Below are 17,663 nucleotides of genomic sequence, written 5' to 3' on the forward strand. Positions count from 1 at the left end.
CTGGGCATCATAAAATATTTGCAATTATTATGTTCATAATTGCAATGCTTTGGTATAGTTGATAATTACTCGAGGAAAGAAATCCTGCGAGAAATAATATATTTCTTATATCTTTTCTGTTGCAAGGTGTGCATTTCAGCGGCCACCAGGCACAGTCTCCCTGAAAGCCGCACCATGTCCAGCCAGTATCATGACGCACCGCCCCGCTTTTCCATGCCACCGCCGCCGGTTACCAATACGCCGCTGGAATTCATGCCCACGCACGATCTGTCCTTCTGGGACAGCGATGTGACGCCAGGCTGCACGGTGTCGCTCGATGCCGCCGTGTCGTTCAAGGATGGCTACCCCTCCTTGCGCATCGACCTGCCTGCCGGATTGCCTGCCGGTACTGTCGTCAAAGTGGGAACGACAGGCGCTGCCGGCAAGGGACAGCCGCGCATCCCGTTCAACTGGGACTTGCAACGCTTTTCCTTCGCCCTGCGCTCGACGAATGCCGCCATCATGCAGACGGGTGGCATGATTTACCTGGGGAACAGCGATTACAGCAGTTTCTGGTCCGGCTTCCTGAATGCCTTGCATTACGGCGGTTCCGCCGCCGCTGACACATTGATGTTCGTCGACAATGCGTGGTGGGTGCCCAAGCTGGCCACGCCGCTCGATTGCGAGGGCACGCCCACGGCACAAAACCTGTCGCGCGGGAAATTTACCGTGCAGCTGACGGCAGCCACGACGCAGCCGGAAACAATCTGGCTGGGCATGCTTGCGGCGTTGCCGAAGCGTAAATTGCCCACTGTCATCTTGTCCTTTGACGATGGTTATGCCTCCTGGGATACGTATCTGATGGAGCGGCTGAAATATTATGACTTGCCCGCTTCGTTTGCCATCGTCACGTCGCTGCTGGGGCAATCCGATTACATGTCGGCCGAGCGCATGAAGGCGCGTTTCGACGATCCGTCGCGCCTGTTCGACTTTACCCTGCACCAGAGCGTGCACGACAATGTGGCGGTACAGGGTTCTGCACAGTACGTCACCGCACTGCAGGTGGGGCGCGACCAGATGCGCGCGGCCGGTATCGGCGGCGACGGACCATCGCACCACGCGTGGGTCGAATCGTTGTGGACCAATACGGCCATCGACGCCATGCGCGCCGCCGGCTTCCTGTCGGCGCGCGGCGCCGGCTATACGGCAGAGCGCGGCTTTGACCAGGTGTTTTTCTCTGGCAATGACAAGGATGCGTACATCCTCAATACGTCCCTGGTCAACCTGACAAACGACGCCAGCTTTGCGCAAGTCCAGGCGGCGATCCAGACGGCGGTGGACGACGGCAGCTTTGTGTTTGTCAACGGCCACGATATCGTCAGGACGCCAACGTCCGACTACCAGACTTCGTATGCTGTCATCGATGAGCTGCTGGCATGGCTGGCGGGGCAGGTGGCTGCCGGCGCGCTGCAAGTGGTGTCGCATAGCCGCTGGTTTGCCGATACGACGGGCAGGGTGACGGACCGGCGCTGACCGCCTCGGGAAGAAGGCTGCGCCGGCGCCTTACGCGTCGGCCAGCAAGTTCTTCGGCAGGGCCACCGACACCAGTTTCCAGCGCCACAGGCCGTCGCGCGTCAGGGTCAGTTCGCCGATATGGCTTTTGCTGTGGGCGCGCTGCACCACGACGCTGTCCCAGGAGGTGTAGCGCAGTTTGTAGTCGGGCTTGGTGTTGCGCTTGCGGCCGCTGATGTCGCTGACCTTGGCGATCGGTTTTTCGTAGCGGTCATTGAGCTTCATCAAGGCGACGATGCCTTCGGGCATCAGCATGGTGTCGAGCAAAGGGTCGATGACGTCGGGACTGATGTCGTCGGCCACTTCGGGTGCCGAAAACAGGGCGTGCAGTTGCTGTCCCAGGCTGCCGCGTAGCTGGAGCAGGTCGATATGCGCAGCCAGGGCCTGTGTATCCTCGTCCATGGTCGCCGCGCGAATCTTGTTCATGGTGAAATACGGGCTGCCATAGAAGACGCCGGCCAGCGCGACCAGTGCCACTACAGCGAGAAGCATCATTCTTTTCATCGTGCGATCTCTCGGATGCCTGGCGACCCGGTGCGCCTGAAGTGTTGGCATTCTACATAATATTTCCCAAAGTCAACATAGCGGTTTAGGTAAGTGTTGTTTTAGATCAAGTTTCGTCAGAGTAATTCTGGCGGCAAGGTAATGTCCGTCAGTTTCCAGTCCCAGATGCCATGGCGGCGCAGCAAAAACTGGCTGGCGGCGGGACCTGCGCCGCTGCGCCGCAGCACCACTTCGTTCCACGAGCGGTACGCCATGCCGAAGTCGTGGCGCTTGCCGTCCGCCCCCTGCTTGCCGTGCAAGATCAGTACCGTGATGCCGGGCGGCGAGACGATGGTGTCGAGCATTTCCTTGAAATCGTCTTCGCTGGCCGTTTCGCCGGCCGCCCGCAACTGGCGCGCCACGCTGGCGCGCACGGCGGGCAGGTCCGCCTGCTGCGCCAGGTTTTCCAGGCGCACGGATTTCGCCGCGATGCTGATGCGGTACATGGCGATGTAGGGGCTGACCCAGGTGAAGCCGATGGCGGCGACGCTAAAAATGATCGCGGTGGCGTACTTTCTTTTCATGGTCCGTGTTTTTGTATGAGCTGTGCCGCCGTGATTTTACCCGGCCAGGGGCGGTGGATGGTGTAGCATTCGTGCCGGCGCGGACCATCGCGCCGTAATATTGAGGACAACCATGAATATCACTATCAATCAGGTGCTGCAGTCGTATATCGACCCGCTCACCGCCAGCGAGTACGCGGCGCTCGAGCGCAGCCTGCTGGCCGAAGGCTGCCGCGACGCGCTGGTGTTGTGGAACGACGTGCTGATCGACGGGCATAACCGCTACGCCATCTGCCGCCAGCACGGCATCGAATTCAAGACCATCCAGAACACCAGCTTTACCTCGCTCGACGACGTCATGCTGTGGATGATCGACAATCACCTGGCGCGCCGCAGCGTGTCGGACTTCCAGCGCGGCGTGCTGGCCCTGCGCAAGAAGGAAATCGTCGCCGCGCGCAGCCCGGCGCCCGTCAGCGCCCAGGATGCGCCGGAAGGTGAAAGCGCGCCCAAGCTACCCATGAGCACGCGCGAAGAAGTGGCCAAGGCGGCGCGGTTGAGCAGCAACCAGATCAGCCAGATCGAGAAAATCCAGAAGGCGGCATCGCCGGAACTGGTGGAAGCCGTCCGTTCGGGCACGATCTCCATCAACGCGGCGGCCACCGTGGCGTCGCTGTCGCCGGAAGAGCAGGTGGCGGCCGTCGCCGGCGGCAAAAAATTATTACGCCAGGCGGCCAAGGAAATCCGCGAACAGCGCGCCGCCACGCGCACGCCGCGCGAGCCGAAGGCACCCCACGTGTCGCAGGACACGCCGGAGACGGGCAACGAGCCGTGGGCGGACAACGCCGCGCAGGCGCCGTCCGAAGCGGAGCGCCTGCGTGGCGAGATCGCCAGCCTGAAACAGCGGGTGGCGCAACTGCAGGCGGAAAATGTGGAGTTGAACCAGCGCATCGCCGCTTTAATCGACGCATCCTGACTATTGGAGTAGTGCATGCCAGCTCGCCGTGCCTTGTTCGCCGCCATCGCCTGCGGCGTCGCCGCCGCTCCCCTGGTGCTGGCGGCGCCCGCCATTTCTGTCACGGACATGGCGCGCTGGCAGGCGCAGGCGGCCAATGTCAGCATCGCGCGCGATACGTGGGGCATTCCCCACGTGACGGGCAAGAGCGATGCCGATGCCGTCTTTGGCCTGATGTATGCGCAGGCCGAGGATGATTTTCCCCGCGTGGAATTGAACTATATCAACGCCATGGGCCGACTGGCGGAAGTGGATGGCGAACAGGAGCTGTACCGCGACCTGCGCATGAAGCTCTTCATCGACCCACTTGAGCTGCAGGCGCAGTACCGCGCCAGCCTGCCGTGGCTGCGCAAATTGATGGATGCCTTTGCCGATGGCCTGAATTTTTACCTGGCCACGCATCCGCAGGTGAAACCGCGGCTGATCACGCATTTCGAGCCGTGGATGGCCCTGAGTTTCAGCGAGGGCAGCATCGGCGGCGATATCGAGTCCGTCAACCTGGCGCAGCTCGAAGCATTTTACGACCAGCAGGCCAGGCCCGCCGCCGTGGCGCTGGCCAGCGTGGAAACTGGATTGGAGCCAGAGCCGAACGGCTCCAACGGCTTCGCCATCGCGCCCGCCATCACGCAAAATGGCCACGCGCTGCTGATGATCAACCCGCACACCTCGTTCTACTTCCGTCCCGAAGTGCAGGTTACCAGCGGCGAAGGCCTGAACGCGTATGGCGCCGTCACCTGGGGCCAGTTCTTCGTCTACCAGGGTTTTAACGAGCGCCTCGGCTGGATGCACACCTCGGGCGGCGGCGACGTCATCGACGAATACCTGGAAAGCATCGTCGACCACGATGGCGCCTGGTTCTACCGCTATGACGGCGGCCTGCGGCCCTTGAAAGCCGTGCCGATTACCTTGCGATATAAACTGGCCGATGGCGGCGTGGCATCGAAAACCATCACCGTCTACTACAGCCACCACGGCCCCATCGTGCGTGCGCAGGATGGAAAATGGGTGGCGGTGCGCCTGATGAATGAACCGTTGAAAGCCTTGATACAGTCGTATACGCGCACCAAGGCACGCGACTACGCGGCGTTTTACCAGACGATGGAACTGCGCACGAATTCGTCGAACAATACGGTGTATGCGGATGCGGACGGCAATATCGCCTACTTTCACGGCAATTTCATCCCCATGCGCGACCCGAGCTTCAACTGGAAGCAGCCCGTCGACGGCAGCGACCCGGCCACGGAATGGAAAGGGCTGCACACGGTGGCGCAAACCATCACCCTGTTCAATCCGAAGAATGGCTGGATCCAGAACACGAACAACTGGCCGTATTCGGCGGCCGGCGCCCACAGCCCGCGCCAGAGCGATTACCCCGCCTACATGTCCGTGTATGGCGAAAACGCGCGCGGCCTGCATGCCGTCAAGGTCTTTCAAAATAAAACAGGCTTTACCCTCGACAGCCTGATTGCCGCTTCCTACGACAGCGAATTGACGGCGTTTGAAACGCTGCTGCCGCCACTGTTCGCGGCATACGATGCGCTGCCGGCCGGCGACGCGCAAAAGCTGGCGCTGGCCGACAAGGTGGCCTTGTTGCGGGCCTGGGACTGGCGCTATGCGCTGACGTCGACAGCCACCTCGCTGGCCGTGTTCTGGGGCCAGGAACTGGCGGAACTGACGGGCAAGCAGGCGCGCGAGCAGGGCGTGCCCGTGGTCGATTTCCTGGCGACGGACAAGGTCACGGCGGCGCAGCGGCTGGCTGCCCTGGCGACGGCGGCGGATAAACTGCAGCGCGATTTCGGCAACTGGCAAACGCCGTGGGGCGAGATCAACCGCTTCCAGCGCCTGACGGGCGACGTGGTGCAGCCGTTTGACGATGCGCAAGCCAGCTTGCCTGTGCCTTACGCGTCGGGCAACTGGGGCGCGCTGGCCGCGTATGGCCAGAGCAGCAAGAGCACGACGCGACGGATCTATGGCGAGCGCGGTAACAGCTTTGTCGCGGCCGTGGAATTTGGCCCCCGCATCAAGGCGAAAAGTATTCTTGCCGGCGGCCAGAGTGGCGACCCGAAGTCGCCCCACTTCAAGGACCAGGCGGCCATGTATGTGCAGGGCGAGTTCAAGGAGGTGCTGTTTTATCCGGAGCAGGTGGAGCAGCACCTGGAGCGCCGCTACCACCCTGGAAAATAAGCGCCGGGACGATCAGATTGCGTCGAGCGCCGTGCGCAGGTCATGGCGCAAATCCTCGATATCCTCAATCCCCACCGACAGCCGGATCAAGCCATCGCCGATGCCCAGCTTTGCCCGCTGCTCGGCCGGGATGCTGGCATGCGTCATCAGGGCCGGATGCTCGATCAGGCTTTCCACGCCGCCCAGGCTTTCGGCCAGGGCGAACACTTCGCAGCGCTCGAGGAAGCGGCGCGCGCCGGCCAGATCCGTATCGAGGTCGATCGAGATGATGCCGCCGAAACCTTCCATCTGGCGCTGCGCCAGCGCGTGCTGCGGATGCGATTCCAGCCCCGGATAGAACACCTTGCGCACTTCCTTCTGCTGCTCCAGCCACTGCGCCAGGGCCAGTGCGCTTTCGCAATGGCGCTGCATGCGGATGGCCAGGGTCTTGACGCCACGCAAAGCTAAAAAGCTGTCGAACGGGCCGGCAATCGCGCCTACCGAGTTTTGCAGGAAGGCCAGCTGCTCGCGCCATTCCGCCTGGCGTTCTTCCGCGCCGACGATGGCGATGCCGCCGATGATGTCCGAGTGGCCGTTCAAGTACTTGGTGGTCGAATGTACGACGATATCGAAGCCATGTTCCAAAGGGCGCTGCACCAGCGGGCTGGCGAAGGTGTTGTCGGCCACGGCGATGATGCCGCGCGCGCGGCAGATGTCGGCGATCGCGCGCAAATCGGCCAGTTTCAGCATGGGGTTGGTGGGCGTTTCCACCCACACCATCTTCGTTTCCGGGCGCAGCGCGGCCAGCAGATTCTCGGGATTGGTCAAATCCACATACGTGAATTCGTGGCCGGCCGAGCGGCGGCGCACGCGCTCGAATAAACGGTAGGTGCCGCCGTACATATCGTCGCCGGCGACGATATGGCTGCCCGCATCGAGCAATTCCAGCACGGACGAGATGGCTGCCAGGCCCGAGGCGAACGCGAAGGCCGCGCTACCGCCTTCCAGGTCGGCCACGCAGCGTTCGAGCGCCCAGCGCGTGGGATTGTGCGAGCGGCCATAATCGAGGCCCTTGTGCACGCCGGGGCTGTCCTGCACGAAGGTGGAGGTGGCGTAAATGGGCGGCATGATGGCGCCCGTCGACGGGTCGGGCGACTGGCCGGCGTGGATGACACGCGTGGCGAGATGGCTCTTGCGGGTGGTTTCCTGGCTCAAGATAGTGTCCTGCGTAAGTGGTTGAGAAGGTCGAAGCGGGTGATCAGGCCATAGAAGGCGGCATCGTCGGCGACGACGGCCGTCAAGCCCCGGTCCAGGGTGGCGCGCAGGGCGGGCAAGCCGCTGGATGGCGCCAGGGTTTCGATCTGCGTCGTCATGGTGGTGCCCACCAGCGACGCGAAATGGGCGGCGTCGCCGGAGACGTGCAGCAGCAAGTCCGATTCGTCAAGAATGCCGACCAGCTGGCCTCCGTCGATGACGGGCAGCTGCGCCAGGTCGCTGGCGCGCATGCGGTTGAAGGCCGTGAGCAGGGTGTCTCCCGGCGCCACGCTGACGACGTCGCCCTCGTCGTAGCGGCGCCCTATCAGGTCGCGCAAGTCGCCTGACACGGCCCGCTGCAACAGGCCCTGGTCGCGCATCCAGCCATCGTTGTAGACTTTGGATAGATAGCGCGTGCCCGTGTCGCACACAAAGGTGACGACGCGCTTTGGCGTCGTCTGTTCGCGGCAGTACTTGAGGGCCGCGGCCAGCAGGGTGCCGGTGGACGAACCGCCTAAAATGCCTTCGGCGCGCAGCAGGGCGCGCGCGGAATCAAAACTTTCCTGGTCCGTGATGGTGTAGGCTTTTTTCACGCTGTCCATGTCGGCGATCGACGGGATAAAATCTTCGCCGATACCTTCCACGGCCCACGAGCCGCTCGTGTCCGACACTTTGCCCGTGTCGATGTATTCGGTGAGGATGGAGCCTTGCGGGTCGGCCAGCACGAATTCCAGCTTCGGCTGCGCCTTGCGGAAGTAGCGGGTCAGGCCCGTCAGGGTGCCGGACGAACCGACGCCGACGACGATGGCATCCACGTCATGGCCGCTCTGTTCCCAGATTTCGGGCGCCGTCGTCGTTTCGTGGGCCAGCGGGTTGGCGGGATTGTTGAACTGGTCGGCGAAGAAGGCGCCCGGCAGCTCGCGCGCCAGGCGCGCCGCGTAATCCTGGTAGTACTCGGGATGGCCCTTGCCCACGTCCGAGCGCGTGGTGTGCACTTCGGCGCCCAGGGCTTTCAGGTGCAGCACTTTTTCCGTCGACATCTTGTCGGGCACGACGAGAATCACGCGGTAGCCCTTGATGCGGCCGACCAGGGCCAGGCCGATGCCGGTATTGCCGGCCGTGGCCTCGACGATGGTGCCGCCCGGCTGCAGGCGGCCGTCCGTTTCGGCCGCTTCGATGATGGACAGGCCGATGCGGTCCTTGATGGAACCGCCGGGATTTTGCGATTCCAGTTTCAGGAACAGCTGGCACAGGCCCGTGTCGAGCCTGGTCACTTCGACCAGCGGGGTATTGCCGATCAGCTTGTATAGCGCTGGCGGCTGGGGTGGGGATGGCATTCGATCATTCATGGTAGCTCCTGTCAGAGAAACAACGGCTCCGGATTGTGTCCCGAGCCGCCTTCCGTGCCGCGCAGTGTAGGCGGGTGGACGAGTGCGGCGAACGAATGTTTATATGCTTGCATATGCGCCGTTCGCATATCGGCTGCAAGGTTCGCGCTTCGAGTATGCGCCGTTTTTTACCCGCTTGCCGCGCCAAAGACACGACTATTAAGCTGCCGCAAGCCCGCCATTGCGATTTATAATCACGCCTCGAAAAGGTACTGAACAGTATCCTGAAAAACCAGACGAACAGGGCAGGCGGCAGTGGCAAAACTTTATTTCCGGTATTCCGCGATGAACGCGGGCAAGTCGACGGCCTTGTTGCAGGTCGCGCACAACTATGAAGAGCAGGGGCAGCAGGTGCGCCTGTACACGGCCGCCATCGACAGCCGCTACGGCGTGGGCAGAGTAACGTCGCGCCTGGGCCCGCAGCGCCAGGTCGATATCTTCCATGCCGACACGAATTTCCTCGACGATATCCCGCAAGTAGCCTGCCTGCTGGTGGACGAAGCGCAATTTCTCAGCACGGCCCAGGTGCAGCAGCTGCACCAGCTGGCGCAAGTGAAGGGCGTGCCCGTCATCTGCTACGGCTTGCGCACGGATTTCAAGGGCGAACCGTTCCCCGGCTCGGCCTATCTGCTGGCGCTGGCCGACGATATCGAGGAATTGAAGAATATTTGTACTTGCGGCAAGAAGGCCACGATGAACATCCGCGTGGATGAGCAAGGCCGCCGCATCAAGGAAGGCGAGCAGATCAGTATTGGCGGCAATGAGAGTTACCGCCAGGCGTGCGGGCGCTGTTTCTACTCGTAAATTAATCGGCGACGGGCGCGCCCACGTCGGCATCGTCCGCCAGCGCCAGATCACCCCGCTCGAAGGCGGCCAGGATGTCATTCGCGCGCGCCACGTCGTGCTCGCGCACCATGACGCGGGCGCCGCCGATGGCGGCAGCGAGCAGCATGTCGGCCTGCATGTGCTGGTCATCCGTCAGCAGCACGTCGATGCCGGCCGCTGCCAGGCAGCCACGGATGACGTGGGCGTCCGTGGGGATCATCAGCCGGGCAATTAAAACGTAGTCGTCGTGCATGGTCTCTCCTGAGGCGGTGGATTCTGCCCCATCTTAGCACCCGGATTGCACTTACAGCTTGAACACGCCCACTACCTGGTTCAGCTCCTGCGCCTGTTCCTGCAAGGCGTCGGCGGCCGCGGCCGCTTCTTCCACCAGGGCCGCATTCTGCTGGGTCACCTGGTCCATCTGGGCGATGGCCTGGTTGACTTGCTCGATGCCGCTGCGCTGCTCTTCGCTGGCCTGGGCGATCTCGGCCATGATGGTGCTTACTTGCTGCACGCTGGCCACAACCGTGTCCATGGTGGCGCTGGCCTGGCTCACCTGGGCGTGGCCCAGGTCCACCGTGCTGGCGGACGCCTGGATCAGATCCTTGATGTCTTTCGCCGCTGCCGTCGAGCGCTGCGCAAGGGTGCGCACTTCCGTGGCGACGACGGCAAAGCCGCGTCCCTGCTCGCCGGCGCGTGCCGCTTCCACGGCCGCATTCAAGGCCAGGATGTTGGTCTGGAAGGCGATGCCGTCGATGACGCCGATGATGTCGGCGATCTTGCCGGAGGAGCTGCGGATGGCGTCCATGGTGCTGGCCACCTGCGCCACGGCGGCGCCGCCTTCGGCTGCCAGGCTGGACGAGTCATGCGCCAGCCGGCTTGCCTGCTGCGCGTGATCGACGTTCTGGCGCACGGTGGAACTGAGTTCTTCCATCGAGGCGGCCGTTTCTTCCAGTGAACTGGCTTGCTGCTCCGTGCGGCTCGACAAGTCCAGGTTGCCGCTGGCGATTTCACCAGAGGCCGTGGCGATCTGCCCGGCGCTGCCGCGCACATTGCTGACCACTTGCGACAGGTTGTCGCTGATGCGGTTCATGGCCAGCAGCAGGCGGCCGATTTCGTCCAGGCTGGTCGTGTCGAGGTGCACCGTCAGGTCGCCGGCGGCGATTTGCGCGGCGGCCGTTTCGGCGGCGGCCAGCGGGCGCGACACGAGGGTGCGCACCAGCCAGTACAGCAGCAGGGCGAAAACGAGCAGGGCGATGAAGCCGGAAACGGCCAGCTGGTTGCGCATCTGGCGCGCTTCGAGGGTGATCTCGTCCGTGAACGTGCCGCCCGCGATGATCCATTGCCAATCCTTGAACTGGCGGTAATACAGCTGCTTTTCGCGCGCGCTGGTAGCCGTTTCGCCCGGCGCCGTCCACGTATAGCGCATGGCGCCGTCTTTTTGCGCCAGCATTTCCTGGATGAACATGCGGCCATCGCTGGCCTTGAACTCGAGCGCGCTCTTGCCTTCGCTGTTCGGGTGCAGTACCAGGTGGCCGTAATTGGCGCCGGGGGCCGTGTCGACGATATAGATGTAGCCCGTCTGGCCGATCTTGACCTGGCGAATCTTCTCTTTCAGCATGGCCAGATTCTTGCTGATATCGAGGCCGATGAACAGCACACCCACCACCTTGCCGCCCGCATCGCGCACGGGGTCATATTGCGTGATGTATTGCTTGCCAAACAGTGTTGCCATGCCAACGAAGCGCTGGCCGGCGCGCAGCGGCGCATAGCTGGGGTGGTTGTGATCGAGCTGGGTGCCGATGGCCCGTTCGCCATCCTGTTTTTTCAGCGAGGTGCTGATGCGCACGAATTCATCGCCGTTGGCGGCAAAAATGGTGGCGATCACGCCCGTCTGGGCCGTATAGCGGTCGACTACGGCCGTGTCGAGATTGAGTACCTTGCCGCCGTTGGCCAGCGCTGGCGTGGCCTTGCCGGCGACGGCCACCATGGCGCCCGTGTCGACCGTGAACGGGCCGGGAAATTCGGCCGCGAACAGGCGCGCGAAGCTGGCCGCCTCGTTGACCATGGCCGTGTGAAACACTTCCGTGGTCGTCATGACGCTATTGAGTTCGCTGGTGACGGCCGCTTCGGCGCGCTGTTCCAGGGCATTTGAGGTGCGGATACTGATCAAGGTCGTCAGGCTGGCGAGGATCAGGCTGACGAGCGCAAACGTGAAGACGGTAATCTTGCCGCCGACACTCCAGTGGCGGGGGGAGAACGAAATTGTAGGCATAGTGTGAGTCTGGCAAAGGGTAATCAGCTCGGCCATTCCTGGTCATGACATGACACGCGGGGAGGGGATCTGGTGGGGAATACTGTTGAAACGAAGGCGCGCCAGCCTTGTGGGCCGCGCACAGGCAAGCTGGATTTCAGGGCGCGATGATAGCATGTCGCTTGCGTTTTGTTACTAAGTGTTTCCCGCAGGAATCATTTTTTCGCATAAAAACATCATCTGCATCAAGGATAGCAAAAACAGCCTATTGACTTTTTTGATTGCAATGATGAATTCTGGTATTCATCAGCGATGGGCGATGTAATTTTTGTCACGAATGTTTCACTTTGTAATGAATGAGACGCCGCCCTTAATTCGCGTTTAAGCTTCCGGGAAGAAACTGATATTCCATGGGAGACTGCCAGGCCGTATCCTGTAGAATAATATGCAGACCAGTCGTGTATTCCCCTTACTGTCTTGCTGGCTGGCGCATGCCTATCTGCGCCGCCTGGAATTGATTCAACTAATTTTCGGAGAAGCCGATGAAGAAGCAAATGATGCTGGTCACCCTGGTGCTTGCACTGTCAGCCCACGCTGGCGCAGCCCAGACGGACAAGAGCGCCGCTCCTCCGCTACCCATGAAGCCGCTGGCCCAGCAAACGCAGGCCGCCTTGTGGGCATCGCGCGTATTGACGCGCGTCCATTACAAGGCCACGCCGCTCGACGACGCCATGTCGGAGAAAATCTTCGACCGTTACTTCAAGTCCCTGGACGCGGAAAAACTGTTTTTCGTGCAGGCCGACGTCGACCGTTTCGCGCCGCTGCGCACCAAGCTCGATGACGCCATCATCAATGAAGACCTGACAGCCCCGTTTGCCATCTACAACCTGTATCAGCAGCGTTTCGACGAGCGCATGGCGTATGCGCGTGAATTGCTGAAAACCAAGTTCGACTTTACGGCCGACGAGAGCTACCAGCTCGACCGCGAAAAGGCCGCCTGGCCGAAGAATGACGAGGAAGTGCGCGACCTGTGGCGCAAGCGCGTCAAGAACGACTGGCTGCGCCTGAAACTGGCGGGCAAGGAAGACAAGGCCATCCGCGAGACCCTGGACAAGCGTTATGAAAGCTACACGACCCGTGCGCGCAAGCTCAACAGCGAAGACGTGTTCCAGATCTTCATGAACTCGTACGCCATGTCGATCGAACCGCATACCAATTACCTGGGCCCGCGCGCTTCGGACAACTTCGACATCGCCATGCGGCTGTCGCTCGAAGGCATCGGCGCCGTGCTGCAGACGCGCGATGAATACACGGTGGTGCGCGAAGTCGTGCCGGGCAGCCCGGCCGGCTTGTCGGGCAAGCTGAAAGTGGGCGACCGCATCGTCGGCGTGGGGCAGGGCGAAAGCGGCCCCATCACTGAAGTGCTGGGCATGCGTATCGACGACGTGGTGCAGCTGATCCGCGGCGCCAAGGATTCCGTGGTACGCCTCGACATCCTGCCGGCCGACGCCGGCCCCGATGCCAAGCACGTGGTCTTGCCGCTGGTGCGCAAGAAAATCAGCATGGAAGAGCAGGCGGCGAAGAAATCCATCATCGAAGTGCGTGAAAACGGCGTCAAGCGCCGCATCGGCGTCATTTCCCTGCCGACGTTCTACCAGGACTTTGAAGCGCGCCGCCGTGGCGACAAGGACTTTAAGAGCGCCACGCGCGACGTCACCCGCTTGCTGGGCGAGTTGAAGAAGGACAAGGTCGACAACGTCCTGATCGACTTGCGCAACAACGGCGGCGGTTCGCTGAACGAAGCCGTCGAACTGACGGGCCTGTTCATCGACAAGGGCCCGGTCGTGATGCAGCGCAATGCCGAAGGCAAGGTCGAAGTGGAAAGCGATACGAATGCCGGCCTGGCCTGGGATGGCCCGATGGGCGTGCTGATCAACCGCGGCTCGGCTTCGGCCTCCGAAATTTTCGCCGCCGCCGTGCAAGACTATGGCCGTGGCGTCATCATCGGCGAAGGCAGCTTCGGCAAGGGCACCGTGCAGACCTTGTTCAACCTCGACCGTTTCGGCGGCAGCGAGAAAGCCCGTTTCGGCGAGCTGAAAATGACCATCGCCCAGTTCTTCCGCATCAATGGCGGCACCACGCAGTTGCGCGGTGTCACGCCTGACATCAAGCTGCCGGCCATGTCGGACGCGGAAAACTTCGGCGAATCAAGCTATGACAATGCCCTGCCATGGGTGGCCATCAAGCCGGCGCCCTACATGCCGACGGGCGACCTGAAGGAGATCGTGCCGTTGCTGGACAAGAAGCATGATGCGCGCGTGGCCAAGGACAAGGATTTCCAGTACTTGCTCGATGACATCGCCCTTGTCGTTAAGCAGCGCAAGGAAAACCAGATTTCGCTCAATGAAACCGTGCGCCGCAAGGAGCGCGATGCCCAGGAAGCGCGCGCCAAGGCCCGTGAAAAACGCCTGATCGCGCAGATTTCGAATCCTGCTGACGATCTGGTGGTGATTCCCGATCCGAAAGATGTGCTGAAGGGCGCGAAAGCGGCCAACAAGACGGCCAAGCAGATCGCCGCCGTGAAGGGCGCCTTGCGCACCGACGATGGCTTGCAGGGCGACGAACGGGCGCTGAGTGCAGAGCTGGACGCTGAAACGGCTGCCAAGAGCGCCAAGGACGTGCTGCTGAACGAAGCGGCGCGCATCCTGGCCGATGAAGTGGCGCTGATCAAGGCCGATACCCGCCTGGCATCCAAGGTCTTGCCGTATGCAGCCGATCTCAAGGCGACACCGGTGGCGGCGACATCGAAGTAATGAACGTGGAGTAAGGGGGGAGTTATCTGTTTCGCGTATTTCTATCATTCCAACAATCAATTGGATTGATATGCCGCGATGCAGCATAATGCACTCGTCTCCTCTATTCTCCTCCAAGAAAATAGATTCAGCCCGCTCTCGTAGCGGGCTTTTTTTTGCCTCAGATTTTGTGCGTGGGCAGTTGCACGTCGGGGTGGGCAGCCAGCAGGGCCGTCAGCCAGCCGGCAAACGCCTGCAGCTTGGGCGTGGCCAGCCGGCCTTGCGGCGTCAGCAGCGACATGGGCATGGGTGTGGGCAAGCAGTCGGGCAGCACGGCCACCAGGGCGCCGCTGTCGAGGTGCGCGCGTACCTGGTACATGGCCGCCTGCGCCACACCCAGCCCTTGCAGCGCGCAAGCGACGCTGGCGTCCGCGTCGTTGACGGCGATGGGGCCGCCCATCTGCACGCGCACGACCTCCTTGCCTTGTTGGAAATCCCAGTCGAAGGCGCGCCCCGTGCGGCCCGAGTAATGCATGATGCCGCTGTGCGCCGCCAGGTCGGCCAGGGTGTGCGGCGTGCCGTGCCGCGCCAGGTAAGCGGGGGACGCGCACGTGACGAAGCGCATCAGGCCAACTTGCTTGCCGATGAAGGCGGAATCCTGAAGGGTGCCTACGCGCAAGGCGCAATCGATGCCTTCCTGCGTCAGGTCGACCAGGCGGTCCGTCAGGCTCAGCTGCAATTGCACGTCCGGCCAGGCGGCGTGGAATTGCGCGATATGGGGAATGACCAGACGCCGGCCCACCGTATTGGGCAGGTTGATACGTAGCAAACCACGCGGTTTTTTCGCGTCCGGACCACGAAACGCTAGTTCAGCCGTATCGACGGCTTTCAAAATATCGATGCAATGGCGAAAGTACTCGGCCCCTTCCGGGGTCAGGGACAAACGGCGCGTGGTGCGCTGCAGCAGCTGCGTCCCCAGGTAGGCTTCCAGCTTCTGCAGGGTGGCCGTCAGCGCCGCGCGCGGCAAATTCAAGGTCTCGGCCGCCTTGGAAAAACTGTTGGCCTCGACGATGCGCACGAAGGTCTGCATGGCCTTGATCTTGTCCATGGGATAGCTTCCATTCTAATTGTTCATTTTATGTGAAAAGTATAAGTGGATTATGCCCTGATTATCTTTGCCAGAGTTTTGCCTAGAATGGCAACATCCCTATCGAACCGAGGAAACAACATGAACAAGGCCTCATCTTCCGCTCCCCACGACATTGCGCCGGCCATGGTGCTGCTGCTGGCCATCGCTTCCGGCCTGATCGTGGCCAATCTGTATTACGCGCAAACACTCGTCGGGCCCATCAGCGCTTCGACGGGCCTGTCGGCCAAGGCGGCCGGGCTGATCGTTACCCTGACGCAAGTGGGCTATACCCTGGGCCTGCTGTTTGTCGTGCCCCTGGGCGACTTGCTGGAAAACCGCCGCCTGATCGTCACGGCCTTGCTGGTGACGGCCACGGCCCTCGTGGTGGCGGCCCTTTCCACGGGCGCTATCGTGTTCCTGGCCGCCGCTCTGGCCATCGGCCTCGGTTCCGTGGCGGCGCAAGTGATTGTGCCGTTTGCGGCTCACCTGTCGCAGGAAGCGACGCGGGGGCAGACGGTGGGCAAGGTGGTCAGCGGCTTGTTGCTGGGCATCATGCTGGCCCGCCCCGTGGCCTCGCTGGTGGCGGCCCATGCCAGCTGGCACGTGGTGTTTGGCGGTGCCGCCGTGCTGATGGTGTTGCTGGCGCTGGTGCTGCGCCGCGCCTTGCCCGTGCGCCAGCCGGTGTCCAGCATGAAATATCCGGCCTTGATGGCTTCGCTGTGGCATTTGCTGCTGGGTACGCCCGTGCTGCGCCGCCGTGCCGCCTATCACGCTGGCCTGTTTGGCGCCTTCAGCCTGTTCTGGACCGTCACGCCGCTGGTGCTGGCCAGCCCCGCGTTCGGCCTGTCGCAAACGGGCATCGCCATCTTCGCCCTGGTGGGCATGGCGGGTGCCGTTGCCTCGCCCATCGCCGGCCGCCTGGCCGATGCGGGCCACACCTTGCCGGCCACGGCCGCCGCGCTGGCGCTGGGCATCGTCGCCTTTGCCTTGCCGATGCTGGCGCCAGAGTCAAAACACGTGGCGCTGGGACTGCTCGTTGTCGCCTCCATCGTGCTCGACATGGGCGTGGCGGCCAACCTGGTGCTGGGCCAGCGCGCCATCTTCAGTCTGGGCGCGGAAGTGCGGGGCCGCTTGAACGGCCTGTATTTCGCGCTGTTCTTCGCCGGCGGCGCAGCCGGCTCGGCCATCGGCGCCTGGGTGTATGCGAGTTACGGCTGGCAAGCGACCTTGCTGACCGGCATGGCGTTTCCGGGCTTGGCCCTGCTGGTGTGGCTGGCAGAATTTTTACCGCAGGCTACGCGCCGTACGGCTTGAAACCCTGATGCCGCCTCATTATCACTAATGGATATTTCTATCATCATGAAGATAAAGTGGCGTGATATGCCGCAATGCCGCAAGATGCACTTGTCTCCTCTATCTCCTCCAAGGAAATAGATTCAGCCCGCTTCCATAGCGGGCTTTTTTTTGCCTGTATTTTTTAAACTAAATCACCACCAGATCGAGCGCCCGCATGAAGTTCGCTGCCTGCGCATGCGTGATGACGGCGCCTTTCAGTAGCGCCGCTTCGCTCAATTTGAAGCCGTCGATATCGGCGCCGCGCAGGTCCGCGCCCTGGAACTTCGCCAGTTTGATGGTGGCATTGCGCAGGCTGCCGCCTTCGAAGACGGCCTCGCGGAAATCGCAGCCGGCCAGGTAGGCGTCGGAAAAATCCAGCTGTTTCAATGTCGCCTTGCGGAACGAGAAGCCGCGCAGGTCGGCGCCCACCAGCAGGCTGTCTTCGAAGGTGAGGCCCAGGTGGGCCACTTCTTCGAACGAGGCGCCGGTCAGCTTGCAGCCGCGGTAGGTGGCCGAAGCCAGCTTGGCGCGCCGCCATTTCGTGTTGTTCAGGTCGCAGCCTTCAAACGTGGCATCGACGGCGTCGACGGATTCGAAATCGGCGCTGCCTGCGCGGCAGCGGCGCCAGGTGCTGCGCGCCAGTTTGCTGGCGAACAAGTTGGTTTCAGCAAAGGTGCAGCGCTCGAAGATGCAGCCTTGCAAATCGAGGCGCGACAAGTCTTCGCCGTCGAACGCGCAATCGATGAAATGGCGCGCCGATTGCGCCAGTTGCTGCTCGATGCCGGCGCGGTCCAGGGTCATGCTGCTTACTGCGTTGTCGTGTGTTGCCATCCGTTTTATTCCTAATCAAAGCAGGGGAGGGATGGCGCGGCGGGAAAAATGCACGAACCAGAACACCTCCCCGGCTGGTGGTA

The 17,663-nt window shown here is 62.2% G+C and carries 14 protein-coding genes; 6 read left to right on the forward strand and 8 right to left on the reverse strand.

The annotated features are described in order from the left end of the window. The first annotated feature begins 174 nt into the window (after positions 1–174). Positions 175–1,512, forward strand: a complete 1,338-nt coding sequence (locus tag SJI03_RS15845) for a polysaccharide deacetylase family protein (RefSeq protein WP_099378791.1) — start codon at positions 175–177, stop codon at positions 1,510–1,512. A 30-nt stretch (positions 1,513–1,542) separates the two neighbouring features. On the opposite strand, the gene SJI03_RS15850 is transcribed toward SJI03_RS15845, so the two are convergent. Further along, the gene (locus SJI03_RS15850; RefSeq protein WP_322427822.1) at positions 1,543–2,046 is read right to left on the reverse strand and encodes a DUF2939 domain-containing protein; all 504 of its coding nucleotides are present in this window, start codon (positions 2,044–2,046) and stop codon (positions 1,543–1,545) included. A 125-nt stretch (positions 2,047–2,171) separates the two neighbouring features. Beyond that, a complete protein-coding gene (locus SJI03_RS15855; RefSeq protein WP_322427823.1) occupies positions 2,172–2,618 on the reverse strand; it encodes a DUF2939 domain-containing protein in 447 nt (148 codons plus the stop codon). A 112-nt stretch (positions 2,619–2,730) separates the two neighbouring features. On the opposite strand from SJI03_RS15855, the gene SJI03_RS15860 reads away from it, so the two are divergent. Then, the gene (locus tag SJI03_RS15860) at positions 2,731–3,570 is read left to right on the forward strand and encodes a hypothetical protein (protein ID WP_322427824.1); all 840 of its coding nucleotides are present in this window, start codon (positions 2,731–2,733) and stop codon (positions 3,568–3,570) included. A gap of 15 nt (positions 3,571–3,585) precedes the next feature. Continuing rightward, a complete protein-coding gene (locus tag SJI03_RS15865; protein WP_322427825.1) occupies positions 3,586–5,793 on the forward strand; it encodes a penicillin acylase family protein in 2,208 nt (735 codons plus the stop codon). A gap of 12 nt (positions 5,794–5,805) precedes the next feature. Here the strand turns inward: SJI03_RS15865 and SJI03_RS15870 are convergent, their stop codons facing one another. Further along, positions 5,806–6,987 carry a PLP-dependent aspartate aminotransferase family protein gene (locus tag SJI03_RS15870; protein ID WP_322427826.1) on the reverse strand — a complete coding sequence of 394 codons (1,182 nt, stop codon included), beginning with the start codon at positions 6,985–6,987 and terminating at the stop codon, positions 5,806–5,808. Then, on the reverse strand, positions 6,984–8,375 hold the full coding sequence (locus SJI03_RS15875) for a pyridoxal-phosphate dependent enzyme (RefSeq protein ID WP_416208755.1): 1,392 nt from the start codon (positions 8,373–8,375) through the stop codon (positions 6,984–6,986). The genes SJI03_RS15870 and SJI03_RS15875 overlap by 4 nt, the downstream gene beginning before the upstream one ends. Before the next feature lie 294 nt (positions 8,376–8,669). Between SJI03_RS15875 and SJI03_RS15880 the strand changes: the two genes are divergently transcribed. Then, complete coding sequence (locus SJI03_RS15880) at positions 8,670–9,218, forward strand: thymidine kinase (protein WP_034755172.1); 549 nt, start codon at positions 8,670–8,672, stop codon at positions 9,216–9,218. Position 9,219: 1 nt separating this feature from the next. On the opposite strand, the gene SJI03_RS15885 is transcribed toward SJI03_RS15880, so the two are convergent. Then, positions 9,220–9,492 (reverse strand): putative signal transducing protein, encoded by a 273-nt coding sequence (locus tag SJI03_RS15885; RefSeq protein ID WP_099378798.1) that lies wholly within the window; start codon positions 9,490–9,492, stop codon positions 9,220–9,222. A gap of 51 nt (positions 9,493–9,543) precedes the next feature. Continuing rightward, entirely contained in the window at positions 9,544–11,514 is a 1,971-nt protein-coding gene (locus SJI03_RS15890; RefSeq protein WP_322427827.1) for a Cache 3/Cache 2 fusion domain-containing protein, read from the reverse strand. A 521-nt stretch (positions 11,515–12,035) separates the two neighbouring features. On the opposite strand from SJI03_RS15890, the gene SJI03_RS15895 reads away from it, so the two are divergent. Next, positions 12,036–14,306 (forward strand): carboxy terminal-processing peptidase, encoded by a 2,271-nt coding sequence (locus SJI03_RS15895; RefSeq protein WP_322427828.1) that lies wholly within the window; start codon positions 12,036–12,038, stop codon positions 14,304–14,306. Between the two features lie 160 nt (positions 14,307–14,466). Here the strand turns inward: SJI03_RS15895 and SJI03_RS15900 are convergent, their stop codons facing one another. Further along, on the reverse strand, positions 14,467–15,393 hold the full coding sequence (locus tag SJI03_RS15900; protein ID WP_322427829.1) for a LysR family transcriptional regulator: 927 nt from the start codon (positions 15,391–15,393) through the stop codon (positions 14,467–14,469). A gap of 120 nt (positions 15,394–15,513) precedes the next feature. Between SJI03_RS15900 and SJI03_RS15905 the strand changes: the two genes are divergently transcribed. Beyond that, positions 15,514–16,728: an MFS transporter gene (locus SJI03_RS15905; RefSeq protein ID WP_322427830.1), complete on the forward strand. Its 1,215-nt coding sequence runs from the start codon at positions 15,514–15,516 to the stop codon at positions 16,726–16,728. A gap of 168 nt (positions 16,729–16,896) precedes the next feature. Here the strand turns inward: SJI03_RS15905 and SJI03_RS15910 are convergent, their stop codons facing one another. After that, complete coding sequence (locus SJI03_RS15910; protein WP_322427831.1) at positions 16,897–17,580, reverse strand: pentapeptide repeat-containing protein; 684 nt, start codon at positions 17,578–17,580, stop codon at positions 16,897–16,899. Positions 17,581–17,663: the final 83 nt, after the last annotated feature.

The sequence above is a fragment of the Janthinobacterium sp. GMG1 genome, assembly GCF_034427795.1.
Taxonomy (GTDB): domain Bacteria; phylum Pseudomonadota; class Gammaproteobacteria; order Burkholderiales; family Burkholderiaceae_D; genus Janthinobacterium.

Coding starts and splice junctions, on each gene's coding strand:
- SJI03_RS15905 (WP_322427830.1), top strand. CDS start 15,514: ATGAACAAGGCCTCATCTTCCGCTCCCCACGACATTGCGCCGGCCATG.
- SJI03_RS15860 (WP_322427824.1), top strand. CDS start 2,731: ATGAATATCACTATCAATCAGGTGCTGCAGTCGTATATCGACCCGCTC.
- SJI03_RS15850 (WP_322427822.1), bottom strand. CDS start 2,046: ATGATGCTTCTCGCTGTAGTGGCACTGGTCGCGCTGGCCGGCGTCTTC.
- SJI03_RS15910 (WP_322427831.1), bottom strand. CDS start 17,580: ATGGCAACACACGACAACGCAGTAAGCAGCATGACCCTGGACCGCGCC.
- SJI03_RS15900 (WP_322427829.1), bottom strand. CDS start 15,393: ATGGACAAGATCAAGGCCATGCAGACCTTCGTGCGCATCGTCGAGGCC.
- SJI03_RS15890 (WP_322427827.1), bottom strand. CDS start 11,514: ATGCCTACAATTTCGTTCTCCCCCCGCCACTGGAGTGTCGGCGGCAAG.
- SJI03_RS15895 (WP_322427828.1), top strand. CDS start 12,036: ATGAAGAAGCAAATGATGCTGGTCACCCTGGTGCTTGCACTGTCAGCC.
- SJI03_RS15875 (WP_416208755.1), bottom strand. CDS start 8,375: ATGAATGATCGAATGCCATCCCCACCCCAGCCGCCAGCGCTATACAAG.
- SJI03_RS15865 (WP_322427825.1), top strand. CDS start 3,586: ATGCCAGCTCGCCGTGCCTTGTTCGCCGCCATCGCCTGCGGCGTCGCC.
- SJI03_RS15855 (WP_322427823.1), bottom strand. CDS start 2,618: ATGAAAAGAAAGTACGCCACCGCGATCATTTTTAGCGTCGCCGCCATC.
- SJI03_RS15885 (WP_099378798.1), bottom strand. CDS start 9,492: ATGCACGACGACTACGTTTTAATTGCCCGGCTGATGATCCCCACGGAC.
- SJI03_RS15845 (WP_099378791.1), top strand. CDS start 175: ATGTCCAGCCAGTATCATGACGCACCGCCCCGCTTTTCCATGCCACCG.